Origin of the sequence: uncultured Enterococcus sp. (genome assembly GCF_913775425.1) — a bacterium.
Taxonomy (GTDB): Bacteria; Bacillota; Bacilli; order Lactobacillales; family Enterococcaceae; genus Enterococcus_G.
Genome location: NZ_CAJYIS010000057.1, coordinates 22,953 through 42,327, shown reverse-complemented (window position 1 = coordinate 42,327; position 19,375 = coordinate 22,953). Strand labels below are relative to the sequence as shown.

At 37.4% G+C, this 19,375-nt stretch carries 19 protein-coding genes; 5 read left to right on the top strand and 14 right to left on the bottom strand.

Features of this window, described 5'->3' with window-relative positions:
* Positions 1-123 precede the first annotated feature (123 nt).
* From QZ413_RS06255 to QZ413_RS06220, 8 genes are all read right to left on the bottom strand, one after another.
* Positions 124-945 (bottom strand): ABC transporter permease subunit, encoded by an 822-nt coding sequence (locus tag QZ413_RS06255; RefSeq protein WP_297077597.1) that lies wholly within the window; start codon positions 943-945, stop codon positions 124-126.
* Positions 942-1,835 (bottom strand): ABC transporter ATP-binding protein, encoded by an 894-nt coding sequence (locus QZ413_RS06250; protein WP_297077594.1) that lies wholly within the window; start codon positions 1,833-1,835, stop codon positions 942-944. Before QZ413_RS06250 ends, QZ413_RS06255 begins: the two co-directional genes overlap by 4 nt.
* 67 nt (positions 1,836-1,902) lie before the next feature.
* Entirely contained in the window at positions 1,903-2,958 is a 1,056-nt protein-coding gene (locus QZ413_RS06245) for a Gfo/Idh/MocA family protein (RefSeq protein ID WP_297077593.1), read from the bottom strand.
* Positions 2,959-2,970: 12 nt separating this feature from the next.
* A complete protein-coding gene (locus QZ413_RS06240; RefSeq protein WP_297077591.1) occupies positions 2,971-3,939 on the bottom strand; it encodes a sugar phosphate isomerase/epimerase in 969 nt (322 codons plus the stop codon).
* Positions 3,940-4,680, bottom strand: coding sequence for a sugar phosphate isomerase/epimerase (locus QZ413_RS06235; protein WP_297077589.1), 741 nt, complete (start codon positions 4,678-4,680; stop codon positions 3,940-3,942). It lies immediately after the preceding gene.
* 15 nt (positions 4,681-4,695) lie between these two features.
* Positions 4,696-5,409 carry a ThuA domain-containing protein gene (locus QZ413_RS06230; RefSeq protein WP_297077587.1) on the bottom strand — a complete coding sequence of 238 codons (714 nt, stop codon included), beginning with the start codon at positions 5,407-5,409 and terminating at the stop codon, positions 4,696-4,698.
* Entirely contained in the window at positions 5,406-6,494 is a 1,089-nt protein-coding gene (locus QZ413_RS06225) for a Gfo/Idh/MocA family protein (RefSeq protein ID WP_297077586.1), read from the bottom strand. The genes QZ413_RS06230 and QZ413_RS06225 overlap by 4 nt, the downstream gene beginning before the upstream one ends.
* Positions 6,495-6,563: 69 nt before the next feature.
* The gene (locus QZ413_RS06220; RefSeq protein WP_297077584.1) at positions 6,564-7,442 is read right to left on the bottom strand and encodes an AraC family transcriptional regulator; all 879 of its coding nucleotides are present in this window, start codon (positions 7,440-7,442) and stop codon (positions 6,564-6,566) included.
* Positions 7,443-7,966: 524 nt separating this feature from the next.
* On the opposite strand from QZ413_RS06220, the gene QZ413_RS06215 reads away from it, so the two are divergent.
* Positions 7,967-9,565 carry an MFS transporter gene (locus QZ413_RS06215; protein ID WP_297077583.1) on the top strand — a complete coding sequence of 533 codons (1,599 nt, stop codon included), beginning with the start codon at positions 7,967-7,969 and terminating at the stop codon, positions 9,563-9,565.
* Positions 9,566-9,593: 28 nt separating this feature from the next.
* On the opposite strand, the gene QZ413_RS06210 is transcribed toward QZ413_RS06215, so the two are convergent.
* Positions 9,594-9,965, bottom strand: coding sequence for a hypothetical protein (locus QZ413_RS06210; protein ID WP_297077581.1), 372 nt, complete (start codon positions 9,963-9,965; stop codon positions 9,594-9,596).
* Between the two features lie 140 nt (positions 9,966-10,105).
* Here QZ413_RS06210 and QZ413_RS06205 point away from each other — a divergent pair, with 140 nt between their 5' ends.
* The 3 genes from QZ413_RS06205 to QZ413_RS06195 are packed head-to-tail and all read left to right on the top strand — an operon-like array spanning position 10,106 to position 11,155.
* Positions 10,106-10,567, top strand: a complete 462-nt coding sequence (locus tag QZ413_RS06205) for a GNAT family N-acetyltransferase (protein ID WP_297077579.1) — start codon at positions 10,106-10,108, stop codon at positions 10,565-10,567.
* A 57-nt stretch (positions 10,568-10,624) separates the two neighbouring features.
* Positions 10,625-10,768, top strand: a complete 144-nt coding sequence (locus QZ413_RS06200) for a hypothetical protein (protein WP_297077578.1) — start codon at positions 10,625-10,627, stop codon at positions 10,766-10,768.
* A gap of 57 nt (positions 10,769-10,825) precedes the next feature.
* On the top strand, positions 10,826-11,155 hold the full coding sequence (locus tag QZ413_RS06195; RefSeq protein ID WP_297077576.1) for a hypothetical protein: 330 nt from the start codon (positions 10,826-10,828) through the stop codon (positions 11,153-11,155).
* A 40-nt stretch (positions 11,156-11,195) separates the two neighbouring features.
* Here QZ413_RS06195 and QZ413_RS06190 read toward each other — a convergent pair whose 3' ends face one another.
* Together QZ413_RS06190 and licT are read right to left on the bottom strand one after the other, a co-directional pair.
* Positions 11,196-13,094 carry a beta-glucoside-specific PTS transporter subunit IIABC gene (locus QZ413_RS06190; RefSeq protein WP_297077574.1) on the bottom strand — a complete coding sequence of 633 codons (1,899 nt, stop codon included), beginning with the start codon at positions 13,092-13,094 and terminating at the stop codon, positions 11,196-11,198.
* A gap of 94 nt (positions 13,095-13,188) precedes the next feature.
* A complete protein-coding gene (gene licT / locus QZ413_RS06185; RefSeq protein ID WP_297077572.1) occupies positions 13,189-14,025 on the bottom strand; it encodes a BglG family transcription antiterminator LicT in 837 nt (278 codons plus the stop codon).
* A gap of 183 nt (positions 14,026-14,208) precedes the next feature.
* Here licT and QZ413_RS06180 point away from each other — a divergent pair, with 183 nt between their 5' ends.
* Positions 14,209-14,937: a DUF554 domain-containing protein gene (locus tag QZ413_RS06180; protein WP_297077571.1), complete on the top strand. Its 729-nt coding sequence runs from the start codon at positions 14,209-14,211 to the stop codon at positions 14,935-14,937.
* A gap of 47 nt (positions 14,938-14,984) precedes the next feature.
* Here the strand turns inward: QZ413_RS06180 and QZ413_RS06175 are convergent, their stop codons facing one another.
* From QZ413_RS06175 to QZ413_RS06165, 3 genes are all read right to left on the bottom strand, one after another.
* Positions 14,985-17,552, bottom strand: coding sequence for a Cna B-type domain-containing protein (locus QZ413_RS06175; protein ID WP_297077568.1), 2,568 nt, complete (start codon positions 17,550-17,552; stop codon positions 14,985-14,987).
* A gap of 211 nt (positions 17,553-17,763) precedes the next feature.
* Positions 17,764-17,952 carry a hypothetical protein gene (locus tag QZ413_RS06170; protein WP_297077566.1) on the bottom strand — a complete coding sequence of 63 codons (189 nt, stop codon included), beginning with the start codon at positions 17,950-17,952 and terminating at the stop codon, positions 17,764-17,766.
* Positions 17,953-18,009: 57 nt separating this feature from the next.
* Complete coding sequence (locus QZ413_RS06165; protein WP_297077564.1) at positions 18,010-19,344, bottom strand: TrkH family potassium uptake protein; 1,335 nt, start codon at positions 19,342-19,344, stop codon at positions 18,010-18,012.
* Positions 19,345-19,375 lie beyond the last annotated feature (31 nt).

The following is a 19,375-nucleotide window of genomic DNA, read 5'->3' as shown; positions in this document are numbered from 1 at the left end:
AAAAAGATGAGCTTGTGATAGCAGTCGATAGTCTCAAGACTTCAGTCAAAAAAAGAATATTCTAGAACAACGTTTATTCGATGTTTAGGGGTGTAACAGATTTCTATCACACCCCCATATTGCTTATTTATTGACTAAATCTTTTTTTGTATAACGAGCATAACCGCCTAATAAAAACAAAGCTCCTAGACCAACTAATCCAATACTATAATAAATAGAAAGAGAATCTGTGATTAGTTTACTAGGCAACGTTCGGTGAATAAATGACCAGTTTTCTAACCAAGCAAAGGTATCCGTCAAGGCAGATAAGATTCCTATCAAGTAAATACCAAATACGATTCCTAGACTGATCCCTATACTCTGGCGATTTGATTTTAGCCAACTAGATAAGAAAAAACCGATACTGATCAATAGCCATAAAACGACCAGTTCTTGTCCAAAGATCAAACTTAATTTTTGAATGATTTGATTGGTATGATCACTTGTTGCTTTAAACCACACTGTCGCTCCTAATGCATTAAGAAAAGCGATTAACCAAAAAAGGGCACTGTTTACTAAGACCAACCCAACCTTTTTAACGAAAATCTCGCTTCGAGTAATCGGTAGCGCATATAAAAATTCAATCGTTCCATCGGATTCTTCTTTGATCAATTCCTGTGTGCTGTTGAGCAATACGAAACAGCAAGCTGCTAAAAATAAGTATTGGAAATAATAAGCAAAAAAACCGATTGCTGTTGTAAAACTTGCAATTCCGCTTCCTTCAATATTAAATGTTTTTAATAGCGCAGGTGATAAACTATCGACTTTCCCATTGACCAACTCACTAAAGGCGGATGTATGCATTTGAGGATAGATTGCGGAAAATCCCCAGATGACTAATGTAAAGATAATCGTCCAAATCACCAGACTTTTTAGCATTTGTCGCCACTCTAATTCGATGATCATCCCCGCTCCTCCTTATCTTCATACAGTGTTAAAAAGCGGTCTTCTAATTCAGGCTCAGTAATAGTAAACTGGCGAATTTCTTTTTGGACTAATAAAGAAAACAATGGTTCTCGTTTCCCATTATACCAAAGCCTTACGGTATGTTGATCTTGTTCTAATACCTTAGCATTAATCCGTTTGAAAGCATCGATTGGTAAATGATCCCCTGTAATAGAAATGATCATACCTTCTTGTTCTTGATTAATCTCTTCAATAGTAACGATTTTTCCCTCTTTAATGAATGCTGCTCGATCTGCTTGTCGTTTTATCTCAGTTAAATCATGACTGGATAAAAAAATTGTCATGCCATTTTGACGATGACGAGTCAATTCTTCATAGAAACGATGTTGCATTAATGGATCTAATCCATTTGTTGGCTCATCTAAGATCAATAATCTAGGAGTGGTCAGTAACCCACAGGCTAAAGCTAATTTCTTTTTATTTCCTAAGGAGAGCTGATTCATTTTTTTTGTAACGTCCATTGAGAATAACTTGATGTAGTAGGCAAACTGCTTTTCTTGCTCGATTTTAGACAGCTGATAACTATTGGCTACGACACGCATGATTTGTAGACTTGTCAAATTTGAATAAAAGCGCACATCGCTCGACACGTAACTTGTACACTGACGAATCTCTTTAGCCTTTTGATGGTGATCCATTGCAAAGATCTCGACTGTACCTTGATCTGGTTGAATAAAATCAAGCATCGTTTTGATCGTTGTCGATTTTCCAGCACCATTTGGACCGATAAATCCAAATACTTCTCCTTCTTTAACGGTAAACGAAACGTCTTGAATTGCAGGTTTTTGCTGATAGAACTTTGAAATATTCTGTACATTAATTGCATTCATAGCGGTCACCCCTTTTATTTAGTATACAACAACACCCCCTTTCTAAAAAATGAAAGAGGGTGTTATCTTATAATTCAAATGGTAAAATTTGGCGTTGTTCATGTGACTCAAATAGTCGTTCGATCAAAGCCAGTACACGTCTTACTTCGTCATTTTTCACAATAGGTTCTTCACCGTGTAAAATAACGCGGTAGACATTTTCATAAAACGACGCTTCTGGTTTAGTTGGTGTCTTGATTTCATCACTCGTCGTTGCTTCTTCAGATGGAGGCGCCATCGTCTTCGTCAAACCAGCACCTGCTTTTATTGGGATCAAATGATGATGATCGATCGTTCCTGTTTGCGATACGATTTCACCAGATAAATCCCAACCATCGATGCGCATCGTGCCTTCAAATCCTTTGACATACCAACGTGGTAATGTCACAAAATTCGTCGTCCCGACTTCAACGATAGCGCGTGTCCCATCTTCAAAGTAAAGATACGCAAGAAATCCATCATCAACTTCATTACCTAAAACGAAACTTAGATCCGCCATCACAGAAATCACTTTAGAATCGATTAGATAAAGCAATTGATCTAATAAATGAACTCCCCAATCAAGTAGCATTCCACCACCATGCTTTGCTTCATGGCGCCAGTCACCAGGAATACCATTTGCGCCTTGCACACGTGATTCAATTTGAAAGATTTCCCCGATTTTCTTCGTGTGATACAGCTCTTTTACCGCAAGAAAGTCTTCATCCCAACGTCTATTTTGATGTACGATAAATTGACGATCTTCTTTTTTTGCTGTTGCGAGAACCTGGTCTAGTTCTTTTGTCGTCATCATCACTGGTTTCTCACAAATCACATGTTTTTTTGCTTGCAATGCTTGAATCGCTAATTTACAGTGACTATCATTAGGCGTTGCAATCAAAACGACATCGATCAGTGGATCTGCAATCAACTCTTCTACGGATTCATAGACTGGGAGTCCATTTTCTTTTGCTTTAGTTTTTTTGAAGTCATCGATATCATAGATACCGCCGATCTCAAACAATTCTTTTGGAATCAATGTATGCAGATGATAGCTCCCCATCCCACCATAACCAATCAAGCCTAAATGTAATGTTTTATGCATCGTTTATCTCCTTTATGTCCACCAAAGATTCGTCGGTTGTTCTTTGATCATAATCGATTTTAAATTTGTTACTGCACGATCAAATCCTTCTGCGATCGACATCAACGGATCTTCATGTTCAATACTTAAAACATAGTCATAATCATATAGACGTAAGGCACTGATGATATTCGACCATTCTGTCATCGAATGCCCACATCCAACAGAACGAAACGTCCAAGCACGAGTCTGGACTTGATCGTATGGTTGCATATCCGTTAATCCGTACATGTTGATATTGTCTTGATCCAAATACGTATCTTTTGCATGAAAATGATGGATCGCTTGTTCTTTACCTAAAATTTTGATCGCCGCTACCGGATCGATCCCTTGCCACCATAGATGAGAAGGATCTAGATTACAGCCAATATGTTTGCCCGCTGCATCGCGTAATTTCAGCATCGTGTAAGGAGTGTGTGCTAAAAAACCACCATGAAGTTCGATTCCAATATTCACACTAGCATGCTCACACTGCTCATTGATCATTTGCCAATACGGGATCAACTTCTTTTCCCACTGGTAGTGATAGTTATCGCCATACTCAGTCGGCCATGGCAATACCGGCCAATTGACACTTGTATCGGTTGCATTCCCACCTGAAATGCCCGAAAATCCATTGACTACTGGTACATGCATTAAACTTGCCAGACGAATCGTTTTTTGTAATAGTTCATCGGCAATTTTTGCTTCTTTTGGATCAGGAGATAGTGGATTATTATGGGCACTAAAGGCACTGATCGTTAAATTTTTGTCTGCTAAACGATGAAGATATTCTGTTCTTTTTTCACTACTAGCCAATAAGGCATCAATGTCACAGTGTGCATTTCCGGGAAATCCTCCTGTACCGATTTCGATGGTTTGCAACTCTCGTTTTGCTACTTCTTCTAGCATATCGTCAAAACTTAGCTCATTAAATAATGGCGTAAAAACACCTAATTTCATTTAGTTTCCCTCGCTTTCTATACGTAATATTTCGAGTGCTCGATAATTTTTTTGTGCACTTTCTAAAGGAACATACCGCTGAAACGCTTCTTGTTCGATAATCAACCACTCCATTTCATGTTGTTTTGCCCACTTTAGATAGGTTTTGATTGGTAAAACTCCTGAAGAAATCTCGGTACTTTCAATCGGTTCTTCTTGCATATCTTTTATGTGTAGCCAGTTGATATTTTTTTGGTATTGATCCAAAAAGGCAATCACCGGATATTTAGCATAGGCTACCCAAAACGTATCAACTTCTAATGCCAAAGTAGGAACTTTTTCTAACAAGATATCAAATGCGTGTGGGGTAACATCAAATTCATGCGCGTGATTATGGTAACCTAGACGAAATGGAGTACCGACTAATTTTTCTTGGATCCTGGCCATACGTTTCGCATAGTTTCCCCACTCTTCAACCGTGTGTCCATCTAGATAAGGTACGATCAAATTATGATTGCCAATCGTCTCTTCAAAAAGAAGAACTTCTTCAAAATGCTCTTCTAATTGTTCAATCGGATAATGGGTCCCGGATACTTCTAATCCTAATTCATCTAGACACATTTTGATGTCTTCAGCGGAATGATCAAAATAGCCTGCAAATTCAACTCCATCGTAGCCAAATCGTTTAACTTGTTTTAATGTAGCTAGTAGATCTTCTTTTACGGCATCTTGAATGCTCCATAGTTGTAAACTGATTTTCATCTAACAATCACCACCCTAATTTAATTGTTCAAGGGCTACATGATGTCCATAAGTAGGGTAGACACTATCAGTTGGATTTGCCCAGTGAATCGCATTTTTGATTACGCGTCGAACTTTTTCATGGTAGTAAGAAGGATAGGTTTCATGCCCTGGTTGGAAATAGAATATTTTTCCATTCCCACGATAATACGTACATCCACCTCGAAAAACCTCTCCACCTTGATACCAATTCAAGAAAATCAATTCATCTGGTGCGGGAATATCAAAGTGCTCCCCGTACATCTCTTCTTGTTCTAGTTCGATCATTTCACCAATTCCTTGTGTAATCGGATGGCTTGGTGCAATATTCCAAATACGACAACGCTCATTGGCTTCACGCCATTTCAGATCACAAGATGTCCCCATCAATTTTTTAAAGATTTTAGAAAAATGTCCTGAATGGAGTACAATCAGTCCCATTCCTTGAAGAACACGGGAATATACGCGTTCAACGATAGCATCTGATACTTCATCATGAGCAAGATGTCCCCACCAAATCAGCACATCTGTTTCATTTAGACGCGCTTCTGTTAGGCCGTGTTCAGCTTCATCTAGCGTAGCCGTTTGGACAACGAATTCTTCTTGTAAAAAAGATTTTAGTTGTTCATGGATGCCATCTGGATAGACTTTTTTAACGTTCTCATCTGTTTGCTCATGTCGAAACTCATTCCAAATCGTAACGTGGATCATACGTGTGCTCCTTTCATCATCACTGGTTCACCCGTTCGGGCAGATTCGTAGATTGCTTCTAAAATCTCTGTCACTACCAAGGCTTCTTCTGGTTTTACAACTGGATCGGTATTATTCAAAATAGCTTGGACAAATGAGCGTGCTTCTAAAACAGCAGGATCATTCCCTTCTCCTTCATAAAAATCAACGCCACCTGTTTCAAGTTCGATTTTCTTTTCAAATAATAGACCATGATCTTCCCCATTTAAGGTCAGACCATCATTCATATCTGCTCCACCTTTTGTTCCCATCAAAGTCGTTTTTGCTTCTTTTACATCTAAACTATTCAATGCCCAACTCGCTTCCAATGAGATCGTTGCACCATTTTCCATGACCACAAATCCAAAGGCAGCATCTTCCACTGTAAATTTTTCTGGATCCCAAGAGCCCCAAGCATTGGCTGCATTTTTTATTTGTGATAGATGATGGTACGTATTGCCCACAACGTATTTTGGACGATAGTTGTTCATCATCCATAGTGTAAGGTCTAGAGCGTGTGTCCCAATATCGATCAGTGGACCACCACCTTGTGCTTCTTCATCTAAGAAAACTCCCCAAGTAGGGACTGCTCTTCTTCTGACCGCATGCGCTTTGCCCATGTAGATCTCACCTAATCCACCTTCTTGGCAGACTTCATGTAAATAAGTAGAATCTGTTCGGAAACGATTTTGATAGCCAATCGTCAATTTTTTCCCACTTTTTTTCGCAGCTTCAATCATCGCTCTTGCTTCTGTACTTGTTTTGGCCATTGGCTTTTCGCACATCACATGTTTGTTTGCCTCTAAGCTTGCAATCGTAATCTCTGCATGGGAATTATTTGGCGTGCACACGTGAATGACATCGATTTCTGTATCCGTTATCATTTCTTTGTAATCGGCATAAACAGTTGCATCCTTTGTTCCGTATTGCTCTTTTGCTTTTACCGCCCGTTCTACTTCGATATCACAAAATGCCACCAGCTCGACTTCTAAAACCTGACTTAAAGCTGGTAAATGTTTCCCATTGGCGATTCCGCCACATCCGATAATCCCTACTTTTAATGTCATAAAAAAACCCTCCGCTATCTTTTGTATGTCTTTATCCTACAAAAAATAGTGAACGGTTTCTTCCTTGATTTAAGTGGACTTATTCCCGAATATTGTCTTTTGAAATTTTAATGGTGAAATCCCAACTTGTTCTTTAAAGACATGATGAAATGTTTTCACACTATGAAAACCCGCCCGTTCTGCTACTTCGATCATCGGACATTTTTCATTGGCTAAAATATATTTGGCTTGATTGATCCGATACGTCGTTAGAAATTGTATAAATGTCTGACCAGTATGTTTTTTAAAAAAGCGAGCAAAATAATACGGACTAAATCCAACGACCTCGGCAACTTCATCTAACGTGATGGGCGTATCGAATTGTTGTTCTACATAGATAAACACTTGATTCAATCGTTCTAAAGCTTCTTGATTAACTGTAGCTTCTACAAAACTCTCTTCTTTTGTTGCATCACGTAAAGGCATTTCACGACAATACAAGACAATAATCTCAAATAATAAACTTGTGATCATATAACTATATCCACTGTTAAGTTGCACCATTTCGTCAAATAACTTAGTGAGTGTCGTCATCATCTTTTGACGAAGTTCTTCTGTCCATTCAACACTATAAAAACTAGATAATTGAAAACGGTGGATCACTTCGTTGCTCGAAATATCATAGTTCGTTCCATTGCGGATTAAGTTTAAATCAAACTGAAAGACACGTCGTTTACTGTTTGGAGAAGCTAAAAAGTAATGCGTTTCTCCGCTAGCAAATATGAATATCTCTCCTTGGTGCACTTGAAATAATCGATTTCGATAACCGATCGTAACGCTTCCTTCTACCACATGAATAATTTCGATTTCTTTATGCCAATGTGGAGGGACAACGACTTCACCTTCATTTTCAAACGCACGAAAGGGTAATGACAAAGGCCAAGTCGGAATCTCTAAAAATTCGCTCATAGATCTGCTCCTTTTCATTAAATTCTTTGCCTATTATACCATTTTTGAAGAAAACGGTTTCTATTTTTTATTTTGAAGCATCTAGTCATATGATTCACAGCACATCAGGTATACTAATATTATCTATTTCTTAAAAAGGAGCTTTACGTATGAAAAAAATTTGTCGTAAATGTGTGCAGTGTTCATTTTCCGTCTATTTACTTCTTGCGATTTATTGCTTTTTAGCGGGTATACTATTAACTTTTTTAGATTCTAGTACTTGGTGTCACACTGTGTTTTCACCACTATTTCCGATATTATTTGATACAAATTGGGTTTTTCCACTCGGTATGTTTCTTCGATATATTTCACTACTTTTTTTATTCTTTTCATTGATTTTGCTAACTTTTACCAACAAAATAGAATAACAAATATTCTTTTATATAATTTCACGAATTTCCTATACACCTAAAGTGACAAAGTGTCACTTTAGGTGTATACTAAGACCACGTTAGGTATTTAAAATTAAATTTGAGGTGAAGAAAATGGAAAATAAGACTAAACCATTTCCACATAAATGGTGGGCTCTAACTGTTTTAGCACTATCTGTTTCATTAGTAGTTATCGATGGAACAATCGTCAATGTCTCCTTACCTGTCATCATGCGTGATCTAAAATTAGATTTTACCGATGCAGAATGGATCATCACACTTTACTCTTTAATTTTTTCTGCATTATTGATTACAATGGGACGGATTGCCGATCACGTCGGTCGTAAGAAAGTCTTGATTACTGGAATTATCATTTTTATTGCTGGCTCTATTTTAGCTAGTTTTTCATCCAATATTACAACAATGCTGATTGCTCGTGCATTACAAGGAATTGGTGGGGCAGTCGTTTTGCCTACTACTCTTTCTGCAGTAAATTCGTTGTTTTTTGGTAAAGATCGAATTTTAGCTTTTGCTGTTTGGGGTTCTGTGATTTCAGGTATGGCTGCTTTAGGACCATTACTTGGAGGTTATTTTACTACGTATCTAAACTGGCATTGGATTTTTTATATCAACTTACCAATTGGCATTTTTATTATCTTAGTGGCTTTAAAAGTCTTGCCTGAAACATATGGGGAAAAAATGACAAATGGCTTTGATATTTTAGGCTTTATCTTGTCTACAGCAAGTTTATTGCTCTTAGTATTTGGTATCATCGAAGGACGTAACTATGGCTGGTGGAATGTCAAAGAAAGCCATCCAACCTTTTTAGGATTATCGATTATTCCCTTCTTGTTGGCCGCAGGCTTGATTTTGATGGCGATTTTCTTATTTTGGGAAAGTCATCTGCGGAAACAACAAAAATCTGTATTGTTAAACTTAAGTCTCTTCTCATTCAAAAGTTTTTCATTGGGGAATATCGTAGCCGGTGTTGTGGCAATCGGTGAATCTGGATTATTGTTCTTATTGCCTTTATTTTTACAAAATATTTTAAATCTTTCTCCGATGAAATCTGGTGGAATTTTAGCTGTGATGGGTGTGGGTGCCTTTTTTGCCGGAGGATCTGCTTCATTTATCGTTCAAAAAACGTCTGCTCGTTTTGTTGTTTCATTGGGGCTATTACTTGAAACGATTGGGTTTGTTGGCTTCTTTCTAACGGTCGATCCTGGCATTGCTTTATGGGTCATCATCTTATGGTTAGTGGTGTATGGTTTTGGATTAGGACTTGCTTCAGCACAGTTGACCTCGATCGTCTTACAAGATGTCCCTACGACTCAATCTGGACAAGCTTCTTCTGTTCAATCTACGATTCGTCAAATCGGATCTGCTTTAGGGATCGCTATTATCGGAACGATTTTTGTCAGCTATTTACAACACGATATCCCTTCTTCCTTAAACCAATTTGAATTAGCCCAACCAGTCCAAACGATGGTTGAAAAATCCGTTGTCGATAGTGCTGGTTCTTCGATTCCAAGTTTACGAGAAGTACCTGCTGAAAAATTAAATATCACACAAGATACGAAAACAAAAGTATTTGAAAAAATCGATGCTAAATTTACAACCAGTGTAGGCAAAACGATTGGAATTTCATCTTTAGTAATGCTTTTGAGTTTCTTCTTAACATTTGGACTAAACAAAAAGAAACGTAAAGCTTAAAAAATAGCCTCCTTCACAATGAAGGAGGCTATTTTTGATTGAGGTAGTTCATCGTTTTCGGTATAAGATAACGTAAATGCCACCAAATCAGTAAAAAGAAACAGCTAGGAACGATCCAATTGATCCAAGGAATTTCATAGTGTGCAAAACGATTCACGATATACGTCGCATACCAACTACAATAAATACTTAAAGAAAGATCGCGAAAATAGTAGATTTTTCGTTGTAGTTGTTTTTTTAATTGAATGTCATATTTTAGGGCAAAATTTTGTGGGTCAATCATTAAAGTAATCAACGTGCCAAAAATACCAAGCTTTCCAGTGCGATCAGCGGCTAAAATAAAGAAAGATAGAATCATGACCAGTGGGATATATTTTAGTCCTTCTCTACAGACACGCATAAAAAATCTTCCTTTCTTTCAAGCTTCATGGTAAACGTACTAAAATGAAGAGAAAAGAGCCATTGATTGTTCTTTTTTTTAGCTATCAATTTTGTTACGCCGTATTCATGCTATACTACACTAAAAAAGGAGCGATCAACATGAAACTGATCCCTATGACACAAGCAATTTATCCAGATTACCTAGAACAGGCTATTAAAGATTTCGCAGAAGATAAAGTCAAAGCAAACACTTGGAGTAAAACAGAAGCACTTGCACGTTCAAAAGAAAGTTTCGCAACATTATTACCCGATGGCTTAGCAACTACAGGCCATTATTTATTGATGATTGAGCGAGCTCAAGAAGTTATTGGGTATACATGGGTTTACTTTGACGGTTTAAAATCCGAAGAAGCCTTTGTGTATGACTTTTTACTATTCGAACAGCATCGTGGAAAAGGCTATGGTCAAGAAGCGATGCACGCTATCAAAACGTTTTGTCATGACCTAGGTGCAACCAAATTATCCTTGCATGTTTTTGGTCACAACCAGCGCGCCTTACATGTCTATGAAAAAGTGGGCTTTGTCGTTACTGATTATTCATTATCGGTTGATCTAGTTTAGGTAAAGTTAAGGTTGGGCTTTTATACTCTGTGTATACCAACTAAAGGAGTGTTGTTTATGATTACAACTCAATTTACTATACCTGCTGCTCAATTAGAAAGCTATGTACCCAAAATCGTCACTTTAGATTATCAAATCGTTCCTTTACTAAAAAAAGAAGAAGAATTTTTAGAAACCTATACAGTGGAAACTAGTTATTAGTGATTGAACTTTAAAAAAAGCGTATACTAAAGAAAAAGCTTTTAAGGAGTGATCACCATGTGGGAAGTACTTGGAATCGGTATGTTAGCTATCGTGTTTATCGTGATTTTTAGAATGAATCGATCACCGGTTTACCAAACAACAACAAATGATGCTTTGGTAACCTTTAAAACAGAAGCGGATAGTCTAGCGTTTTTAGCGAATCAAAAAGTGCAAAGCTTAACCGAATGGACACCTTACGATCAATCAACCTATCAGGGAACTGTAGCTCTATCGACATCGCAATTGCAAGAACTGATCTGTAAAGAATGCCATCTCGAAAAAGACCATATCAACGTGACACGTCCTTATGATGCCAATATGAGTACGCGTTGGATACGATTTTAACAAAAAGACCTGACAGCAAATGCTGTCAGGTCTTTTTTATCTATTTTATCACACGCATCAAATCAGATTTCGCTGTGATTTCACCCGTTTGGATCGGCATAATTTCTGTCATATCGACCGAGTTCGTGATCACAACTGGGGTTACTGGATTGTATCCAGCTTTAGTTATGATACCTAGATCAAATGTCAATAAAGCCTCTCCTTGGGTAACGGTTTGTCCTTTTGTTACTAGATAATGATACCCGGCACCATCAAGTTGAACCGTATCAATGCCTACATGGATCAACAATTCAACACCCGTTTCACTCGTCAATCCAATCGCATGTCCACTATCAAAAATCGCACTTACCGTTCCATTAAATGGTGCATAAACAGTATCTTCAGTTGGAATGATCGCCATTCCTTTTCCTAAAATCTCTTCTGAAAACATCCCGTCTTGGATTTCAGCTAGTGGGATAACATTTCCTGTCATTGGTGATGTGATCAAGGTCGTTGTTTTGGCTAAACTATTTGGATTTTCATTTGCTTTAGGTTCTTTCGTCGCTGCTTCTAGTTGGGCATCGGCTGTTTGAATTTCGGTGACTTTATCGCGGTATAAGATCAACGTTAAGATAAACGTGACCACAATACTTACTGCAGCACCAATACATGCGTAGTAGAAATAGCTTAAGGTATTATCACCAATATAACTAGGTAGTGTCAATAAACCTGGTGAACCACCGGAAAAATTACGTACGCGTAAAATCCCCATCAATAAGCCACCGACACCTCCACCGATCATTGAAGCGTATAGTGGGGTTTTAAAGCGTAAATTGACCCCATATAATGCTGGTTCAGTGATCCCAAAAATCCCGGTCAATCCTGCTGAAAAGGCCAATTGTTTGATGGCTTTGTCTTTGGTTTTCACGCCAACTGCTAGTGATGCGGCCCCTTGGCTGACATTAGAGGCTAGCATTCCCGGATAAATGACTGTATCATACCCTGTTGTGACACGGTTATTGATACCAATCGGTACTAACCCGTAATGTGTTCCAGTAGCAATAAATAACGGCGTAAACGTTCCAATGATCAATGGTACGATCCAAGGACTTACCGTTTCAAGAGATTTAATTCCTGAAGATAATAATTCACTTAAATAATATCCTAAAGGACCTAAAACAACTAGACTGACTGTTCCCACAATCGCAATTGAGATCAAGGGTTTACTAAAGAATTTGATGACATTTGGTGAGATACGATCCGCAAATGGCTCCACGTAAGACAATAGCCAAACAGTCAAAATGATTGGGATTACCGATGAAGAATAGGACACTGCGGCGATGGGAAGACCAAATAATGCAATCGATCCGCCCCCTTCTTTGACTGCATTGACCATCGTAATAAATGTCGGATGGAGTAAGATTCCGCCTAACATCATCGCGAGATACATATTCGTTTTAAACTTTTGTGCAGAAGAAGCTGCCAGTAAGATCGGCAAGAAATAAAAAGCAGCATCGGCCATGAAATTTAAAATTTGATAACTTTGGGCATCGACCGTCAACACCTTAAAGACAACTAAAATCGATAGGACCGCTTTTAACATCCCAGCTGCCGTAATTGCTGGTAAGATCGGTGTAAAAATCCCTGTGATCGTATCGATCACTTTTGAGAAAACCGATTTCTTGGTTGTATCTTCTGGCACTTCATTGTCTTGGATGTTGATTTGATTCATAATGGCTTTATAAACATTCGCCACATCACTTCCGATAATGACTTGGTACTGGCCACCAGCAATCGTAACTCCCATCACACCTGCTGTATTTTTTAACGTTTCATCATTGGCTTTTTGATCATCGTGCAAATTAAAGCGTAATCTCGTCGCACAATGCGTCAACCCTTTGATATTTTTTTCGCCGCCAACTTGTTCGATGATCGTCATTGCTAATTTGTTATAATCCATTTGAGTTCCTCCTTAATTAAATAACTTAAAGTATAAAAAAAGACCCAACTATGGTTTTCCATAGTTAGGTCTAGCCTGCCGAACAGTAACAATCCTATTTTGTCGTAATTCGTTTAATGTGAATCGTCAGATAGATCAACTCATCTTGATCTAATTTACGATTAAAGTGTTTTAGAATATAATCTCCTATTTTACATGCACAAGCATATTCTTTAGGATATTGTTCTTTTAACCCGTACATAAATTGTGCTGTTTCATCGCCTTCTAAATGAATGCCACTAAAGACACGTTGCACGAAAAATTTTAAATGCGTCACAAAGCGTTCATAATTTAATGAATATTCATCAAGATCCATTGAAAAATGGTATTTGACGATCGTTAAAATCGCTTGGATCGTTTGCGTCATTTCAGAAACTTGCGTCATATCTGAATTCGTTAGTTCAGCATTCACAATATGTAATGCAATAAAGCCTGCTTCATCTTCTGGAAGCTTCACGCCTAGGCGTTCATGAATCAAATGCAACGCTTCTTTTCCAATCAAAAATTCATGATTATAAAAACGTTTGATCTCCCATAAAAGAGCATTTTTGATTTCCATCCCTTTTTCAAAACGCTCCAATGCAAAATGAATATGATCAGATAACGTTAAAAAGAGATTTTCACTCAACGCTTTTCCTAAAGAGACTTTGGCAAAACTTACGATCTCATTGGCGACTTGAATTTGTTCAAGTGGGATCGCTGTCAGCAATTCTGCTAACTTTGATTCATTCCATTCAGTCGTAATCGCATAGACTTTCTCGATCTTATCATTTTGAATCAGATCCCCAATTTTCTTTTGAAATCCAAGACCTTTTCCCATGACGATCAACTCTTGACTGGAGGTGTTTTCTGAGACGACTATGTTATTGTTGATCACTTTCTTGATCTGCATCGCACCCACCCTCTCCAAGTTAGAGTATAGCCCACAATAAAGCGGTAACAATCTCTCGCAAATAGTACCATACCCTTTCTCACTCGTCAACATCTGTAAATAAGGTCACAATATTTTTTTGCATTGAGTTCTGAAACATGACTTGTTACAATGAGCACAGACTAATAAAAAGGAAGTGACACAATGCCTTTAGGAATCATAATCAATTCAGCGGCGATTTTTTTAGGTGGAATTTTAGGTGCTTTATTTGGCCAACACGTTTCTGAAAAATTTAAATTAGAACTTACGATGATTTTTGGCGCCTGTTCCATGGCGATGGGCGTGTATGCGATTGCCCCAATGGTCTATATGCCCGCTGTGATCTTTGCGGTCGTATTAGGTACTGCGTTTGGTCTTTTGATCCATTTAGGTGATAAGATCGACAAAGGTGCAATCTTGATGCAAAAACCGATCAGTAAGTTTATGAACAATGATAAGCTTGCTTTAGATCAAGATGATTTTATCCAAAGTTTAGTGACCATCATTGTGCTATTTTGTGCAAGTGGTACAGGTATTTATGGCAGCTTAGATTCCGGGATGTCTGGTGATCATTCTGTCTTGATCGCTAAATCGATTTTAGATTTTTTTACAGCGGCGATTTTTGCTAGTCAACTTGGATTTGTGGTGTCATTGATCGTAGTTCCTCAATTCATCATTTTCTTTGCGCTATTTTCACTAGCTAAATTTATTTTCCCCCTTACTACACCCGAAATGATCTTAGACTTTAAAGCATGCGGTGGCGTTTTAATGATTGCAACCGGTTTTCGAATCATTAAAGTCAAAATGTTTCCCACTGCCGATATGATTCCAGCAATGATCCTCATTTTACCGTTTAGTTGGATGTGGGCTAATTGGATCTTGCCACTTTTATGATACAAATAAGAGGGAATGACAGTCTTCTGTCATCCCCTCTATTTTCATTACCATTCTTTACGAGATTTCACCACATAAATAATACCACTAATAACTGCAACAATAACGATTGCAAGTCCTACATAGATCATCGATTGTTTATAACGTCCGCCAGTATCCGGTAACACACCATTTGATTTAAATGTATTGATAATCGTTGTCCCATCAATTGCAGTTGTATAATTATCTACAGGTTCTTCTTCTATAGTATACGTGTAGGTTTTTCCATTTTCGTCATTTATTGGAAGATTGATAAACCCATAAGTCCATTTCCCATTATTTCCTGCTCGGATCACTTGCTTTTCAAGCCGTTTTCCCTCACGAACTAGCCAAATCGTGATTTCTTTTGGTCGCATTCCTGCTTGATTATCGCTATCAATCCAGTGTTTTTCGCCTTTTATTTCCGTCAATTTCAATGTATTTGTAATCTTTGTTCCATCAATTGTTGTTGTATAATAAGGAACTTTTTGTTCATTTACGGTATACACATAATCTTTCCCATTTTGATCTTGTTTTAATAAATTATCGAAGGTATAAGACCAGCTGCCATTACTATCTGCTTTGACGATTTGTTCTTTAATTTTCGTACCATTTTGTAATAATTCAACTACAATTTGTGTCGGTCGGAGATTTGCAGCATTATTTTGGTCATCCCATTTTTTCTCACCCTTAATCACAGTCAGTAATAGATTATTTGTGATTGTCGTTCCATCGATTACGGCTTCATAACCTGAAACTTGATCTTCGTTTACGGTATACGTATAGTTTTTCCCGCTTTTATCTTGTAATGGAAGATTTGAGAAATGATACGTCCAATTCGTTTGCGAACTGACTTCTTGATGAGCAAATTCTTTATCATTCTGATACAACCGAACTATAATTTTTTCCGGACGAAGTTGGTACTGATTATTTAAATCATTCCATTTTTTCTCACCAGTTACATCCGTTAATCTAAGTTTATTGACAAAGTTAACACCATTCGCATCCGTTTTTGTAGATGTACTATACCCACCTACTTGAACTTCACTGACTCTATATTTATATTCGTCGCCATTTTCATCATATTTAGGCAAATCATTAAAGGCATAACTCCAATTTCCAGATGCATCCGGTTTTACTGTTTGACGATCGATTGCTTTGTCATTTTGATACAACACAAACGTCAAATGATCTGGACGTGTATTGTACTGATTGTCTAAATCCTCCCAAATTTTGTGTCCAGTTTTATTAATTTTTTCTGTATTCACATAGGTATTCGTAATATCGTTTCCGACGATCGTTGGCGTATAACCTGTAACAGGTTCTTCTGTGATCGTATAGGTAGGACCAAGTGGCAAGTGCTCAAATTGATACTTCCAATTGGTTTCTTTACTGACTTCTTGCTGTTTATAAACCTGACCATCTTTTAATAAATTGATGGTAATTTTATCTGGTCGAGTATTAAATTTATTATTGTAATCCTGCCATTTTTTCTCGCCTTCGACTTGTGTTTCTTTAACTTCAACTTTGAAAAGAATCGATAGATCTACTTTTTCAATTTTCCACCCTAACATATGTTGAAAGTCATTATAGTTCCCATCGCTATAAGCTACTGGCAAATAATAATAGGCTTCTTTTAATCGTAGATAACTCAGATTTAAATTAGGAATACTTTGTAGATTTGTTCCTACATTGACTTTTACTCGGTATTCTTGACCTGGTAAAAGATAATTGTAGATTTTACCACTTGCTTTATCTGCAGTAGAAGCATAATTTTTTAACGTTTTTCCTGAAGCATCAATAATTGTATAAGGCATCCCCGTTAGATCTGCTCGAACTGGATATTCTTTAGTGGTACCTGTTAACTGAAAAGGATCCGTAAGAAGAGTTGATGAATCTACCTTTAGAGGATTTTGATTATTGACTTCTGCACCTGATTGATCAACAATTCTTATATTCAATCCGCGAGCAGTCTCTTCAGGAATCGGGAATGATTTACTAAAATCATAGGCCTTTTGACTGTACGGCGTTTTTTTATAATATTGACCAAAAGTAACCCTACCTGGATTAGTATATGCCCAAGAGATACTCTGAGCAGAATTATAGATAAAGTTTTCTTCTTTCCCCTGACTAAAATAAGGTTGTATTTTTTTATATGTTTCAAACGAACTTTTTTCCACGTCATTCGGTGTTTTACCACCAAAAAAACTATCTCTATAGTAATCCATTAATACATCGCTATCTAAACTTAACGCAAACCAAGAAGCAACAATCTTATCTTTAGATTTAAATAATTCTGGGCCAGAATTTTTACGATTTTTAAATTGCGAGATCCCCTCATACAGATCATACTGATCATACGTTACTGGATAACTTCTATCGTCGTCTGGTGGCATCAAGCTATGGTCCCCACATATCGTCCACGTATAGAATTTAAATTGTTTTGTTTTTATGTAAACACCTAAATCGATATTATCTCCACCATAAAACTGACCTAACGGCTTCGCTGCTGCATGAGCAGACGTTGTTGAACTATTTATAAATAAAATAGCACTAAATACTGAAATAAAAAAAATCCAAATTTTTTTAGTCCTCATTTTTTTGGCCTCCCTAAATTTACGCTTCTATGTAGTAACCCTGCTACATAAATTGTTCATGAAATAACTTTTATCTAAAACCAATAATACTTTGTATCAAAAATGTCATCTATAATTTTCAGTGATGATTTCCGAACAATTTTGTAAGGCGACCTGTAAAGAGTGATAGTTCATTGAACAAATAAAAAAGCCGCTAAACTAGCGACTTTTTTTATTGTGGATAATTGATATAAATGATTACTAGACCGATCACAAAAATAATCAAGCCAATGATCGTAAACGGAACGGCGATTCCATTCCATGCTTTTTTATTGGTAAAGGCACGCCAGCGATAATTGATCCCTGCTGCGGCTAAAAAGAACAACCCAATAAAAAAGATAATCACTCCTGTTGTTAGCATGTTTCTCACCCCTTACTTGTTAGTATAAAAAAATTTCAGCTATTTGACCAATTTAAACTAGCCTAATAAAACGGATTCTTCTGGATACTTGATTTTTACTTCTTGTTGATAGGTTTTTCTAGAGAGTGAATACAAAATCGTTAAAATTCCAACTCGACCAATAAACATTAAACTGATAATGATCAATTTACCCACTACACTCAAATCAGCCGTGATCCCCATAGTCAATCCCACTGTTCCAAAGGCGGAGATCGCTTCAAAGGCTAGGGCTACGATCGTTTCTTGAGAAGCTGTTTCAGTAAACGTCAACAAAAAGATACTAAAGGTACAGATTGCAAGTCCTAAAAAGAAAAGCGTCATCGCTTTAGCAACTGCTAATTCTCTAATCGTACGTCCTGAAATCTCCGTGCGCGTACGTCCGCGAAACAGCGAACGCACTTTAGCAAATAACACAGCTAAGGTCGTAGTTTTCAATCCACCTGCAGTTGAACCCGATGTTCCACCAATGAACATCAGCATCATCGTCAACATCAACCCCGATTGCGCCATCGTTGCATAATCTAACGTGAAAAATCCTGCTGTACGTGGTGTCACACTTAAGAAGAACGCATCTAATGCTCTGATCCAACCATTTTTTTCAGGTTGGATCACGTAAAACAACCCCCATCCTAAAATGAGTAAAAAGCCAGTCATTCTCAGTGCTAAATGACTATGTAAACTTAGTTTTTTACGTGGCCACTGTAAGATATCTAGCCAAACTAAAAAGCCCAAGCCTCCTGCGATAATCAAAAAGCCGATGGTCAATAACACGATTGGGTCTGCTTTAAAGCCGATCAAACTCGTCCCAAACAAATCAAATCCCGCATTACAAAAACTTGAAATCGCATGAAATAAACTATACCACAACCCGGTCTTGATTCCATATTTTGGAACAAAACGGGTAGCCAATAATACAATTCCTAAAAACTGGATACTTCCGGCGATTTTTAAAATAGCTAAAGCTAATTTCACTTCTCCGGAACGACTCTCCATATTCATGGACTCACGTAAAATAAGACGCGTACTTAAATGGATCCGTTTTTTACCAACAAAATAAATAAAAATCGGAATCGACATAAATCCTAAGCCACCGATTTCAATCAGTATCAGTAAGATACTTTGCCCAAATAGTGTAAATTGTTGGTCGATCAATAATGGCGATAACCCTGTAACACAAATGGCTGATGTTGCAATAAATAATGCATCGATCGGTGCTAAGATTTCTTGTTGATTACTTATAGGTAAAGACAATAGAATCGCTCCTAATACGATCAATCCTAAAAAGGTTCCGGTAATAATTTCTGCTGGTGAAAAGTGGAATGCTTTTCTTTTTTTACGACGAACGTTTTTCACATTCTTACTCCTTTTTTTATAATGTCTATAC

Coding starts and splice junctions, on each gene's coding strand:
- QZ413_RS06255 (WP_297077597.1), bottom strand. CDS start 945: ATGATCATCGAATTAGAGTGGCGACAAATGCTAAAAAGTCTGGTGATT.
- QZ413_RS06250 (WP_297077594.1), bottom strand. CDS start 1,835: ATGAATGCAATTAATGTACAGAATATTTCAAAGTTCTATCAGCAAAAA.
- QZ413_RS06245 (WP_297077593.1), bottom strand. CDS start 2,958: ATGCATAAAACATTACATTTAGGCTTGATTGGTTATGGTGGGATGGGG.
- QZ413_RS06240 (WP_297077591.1), bottom strand. CDS start 3,939: ATGAAATTAGGTGTTTTTACGCCATTATTTAATGAGCTAAGTTTTGAC.
- QZ413_RS06235 (WP_297077589.1), bottom strand. CDS start 4,680: ATGAAAATCAGTTTACAACTATGGAGCATTCAAGATGCCGTAAAAGAA.
- QZ413_RS06230 (WP_297077587.1), bottom strand. CDS start 5,409: ATGATCCACGTTACGATTTGGAATGAGTTTCGACATGAGCAAACAGAT.
- QZ413_RS06225 (WP_297077586.1), bottom strand. CDS start 6,494: ATGACATTAAAAGTAGGGATTATCGGATGTGGCGGAATCGCCAATGGG.
- QZ413_RS06220 (WP_297077584.1), bottom strand. CDS start 7,442: ATGAGCGAATTTTTAGAGATTCCGACTTGGCCTTTGTCATTACCCTTT.
- QZ413_RS06215 (WP_297077583.1), top strand. CDS start 7,967: ATGGAAAATAAGACTAAACCATTTCCACATAAATGGTGGGCTCTAACT.
- QZ413_RS06210 (WP_297077581.1), bottom strand. CDS start 9,965: ATGCGTGTCTGTAGAGAAGGACTAAAATATATCCCACTGGTCATGATT.
- QZ413_RS06205 (WP_297077579.1), top strand. CDS start 10,106: ATGAAACTGATCCCTATGACACAAGCAATTTATCCAGATTACCTAGAA.
- QZ413_RS06200 (WP_297077578.1), top strand. CDS start 10,625: ATGATTACAACTCAATTTACTATACCTGCTGCTCAATTAGAAAGCTAT.
- QZ413_RS06195 (WP_297077576.1), top strand. CDS start 10,826: ATGTGGGAAGTACTTGGAATCGGTATGTTAGCTATCGTGTTTATCGTG.
- QZ413_RS06190 (WP_297077574.1), bottom strand. CDS start 13,094: ATGGATTATAACAAATTAGCAATGACGATCATCGAACAAGTTGGCGGC.
- licT (WP_297077572.1), bottom strand. CDS start 14,025: ATGCAGATCAAGAAAGTGATCAACAATAACATAGTCGTCTCAGAAAAC.
- QZ413_RS06180 (WP_297077571.1), top strand. CDS start 14,209: ATGCCTTTAGGAATCATAATCAATTCAGCGGCGATTTTTTTAGGTGGA.
- QZ413_RS06175 (WP_297077568.1), bottom strand. CDS start 17,552: ATGAGGACTAAAAAAATTTGGATTTTTTTTATTTCAGTATTTAGTGCT.
- QZ413_RS06170 (WP_297077566.1), bottom strand. CDS start 17,952: ATGCTAACAACAGGAGTGATTATCTTTTTTATTGGGTTGTTCTTTTTA.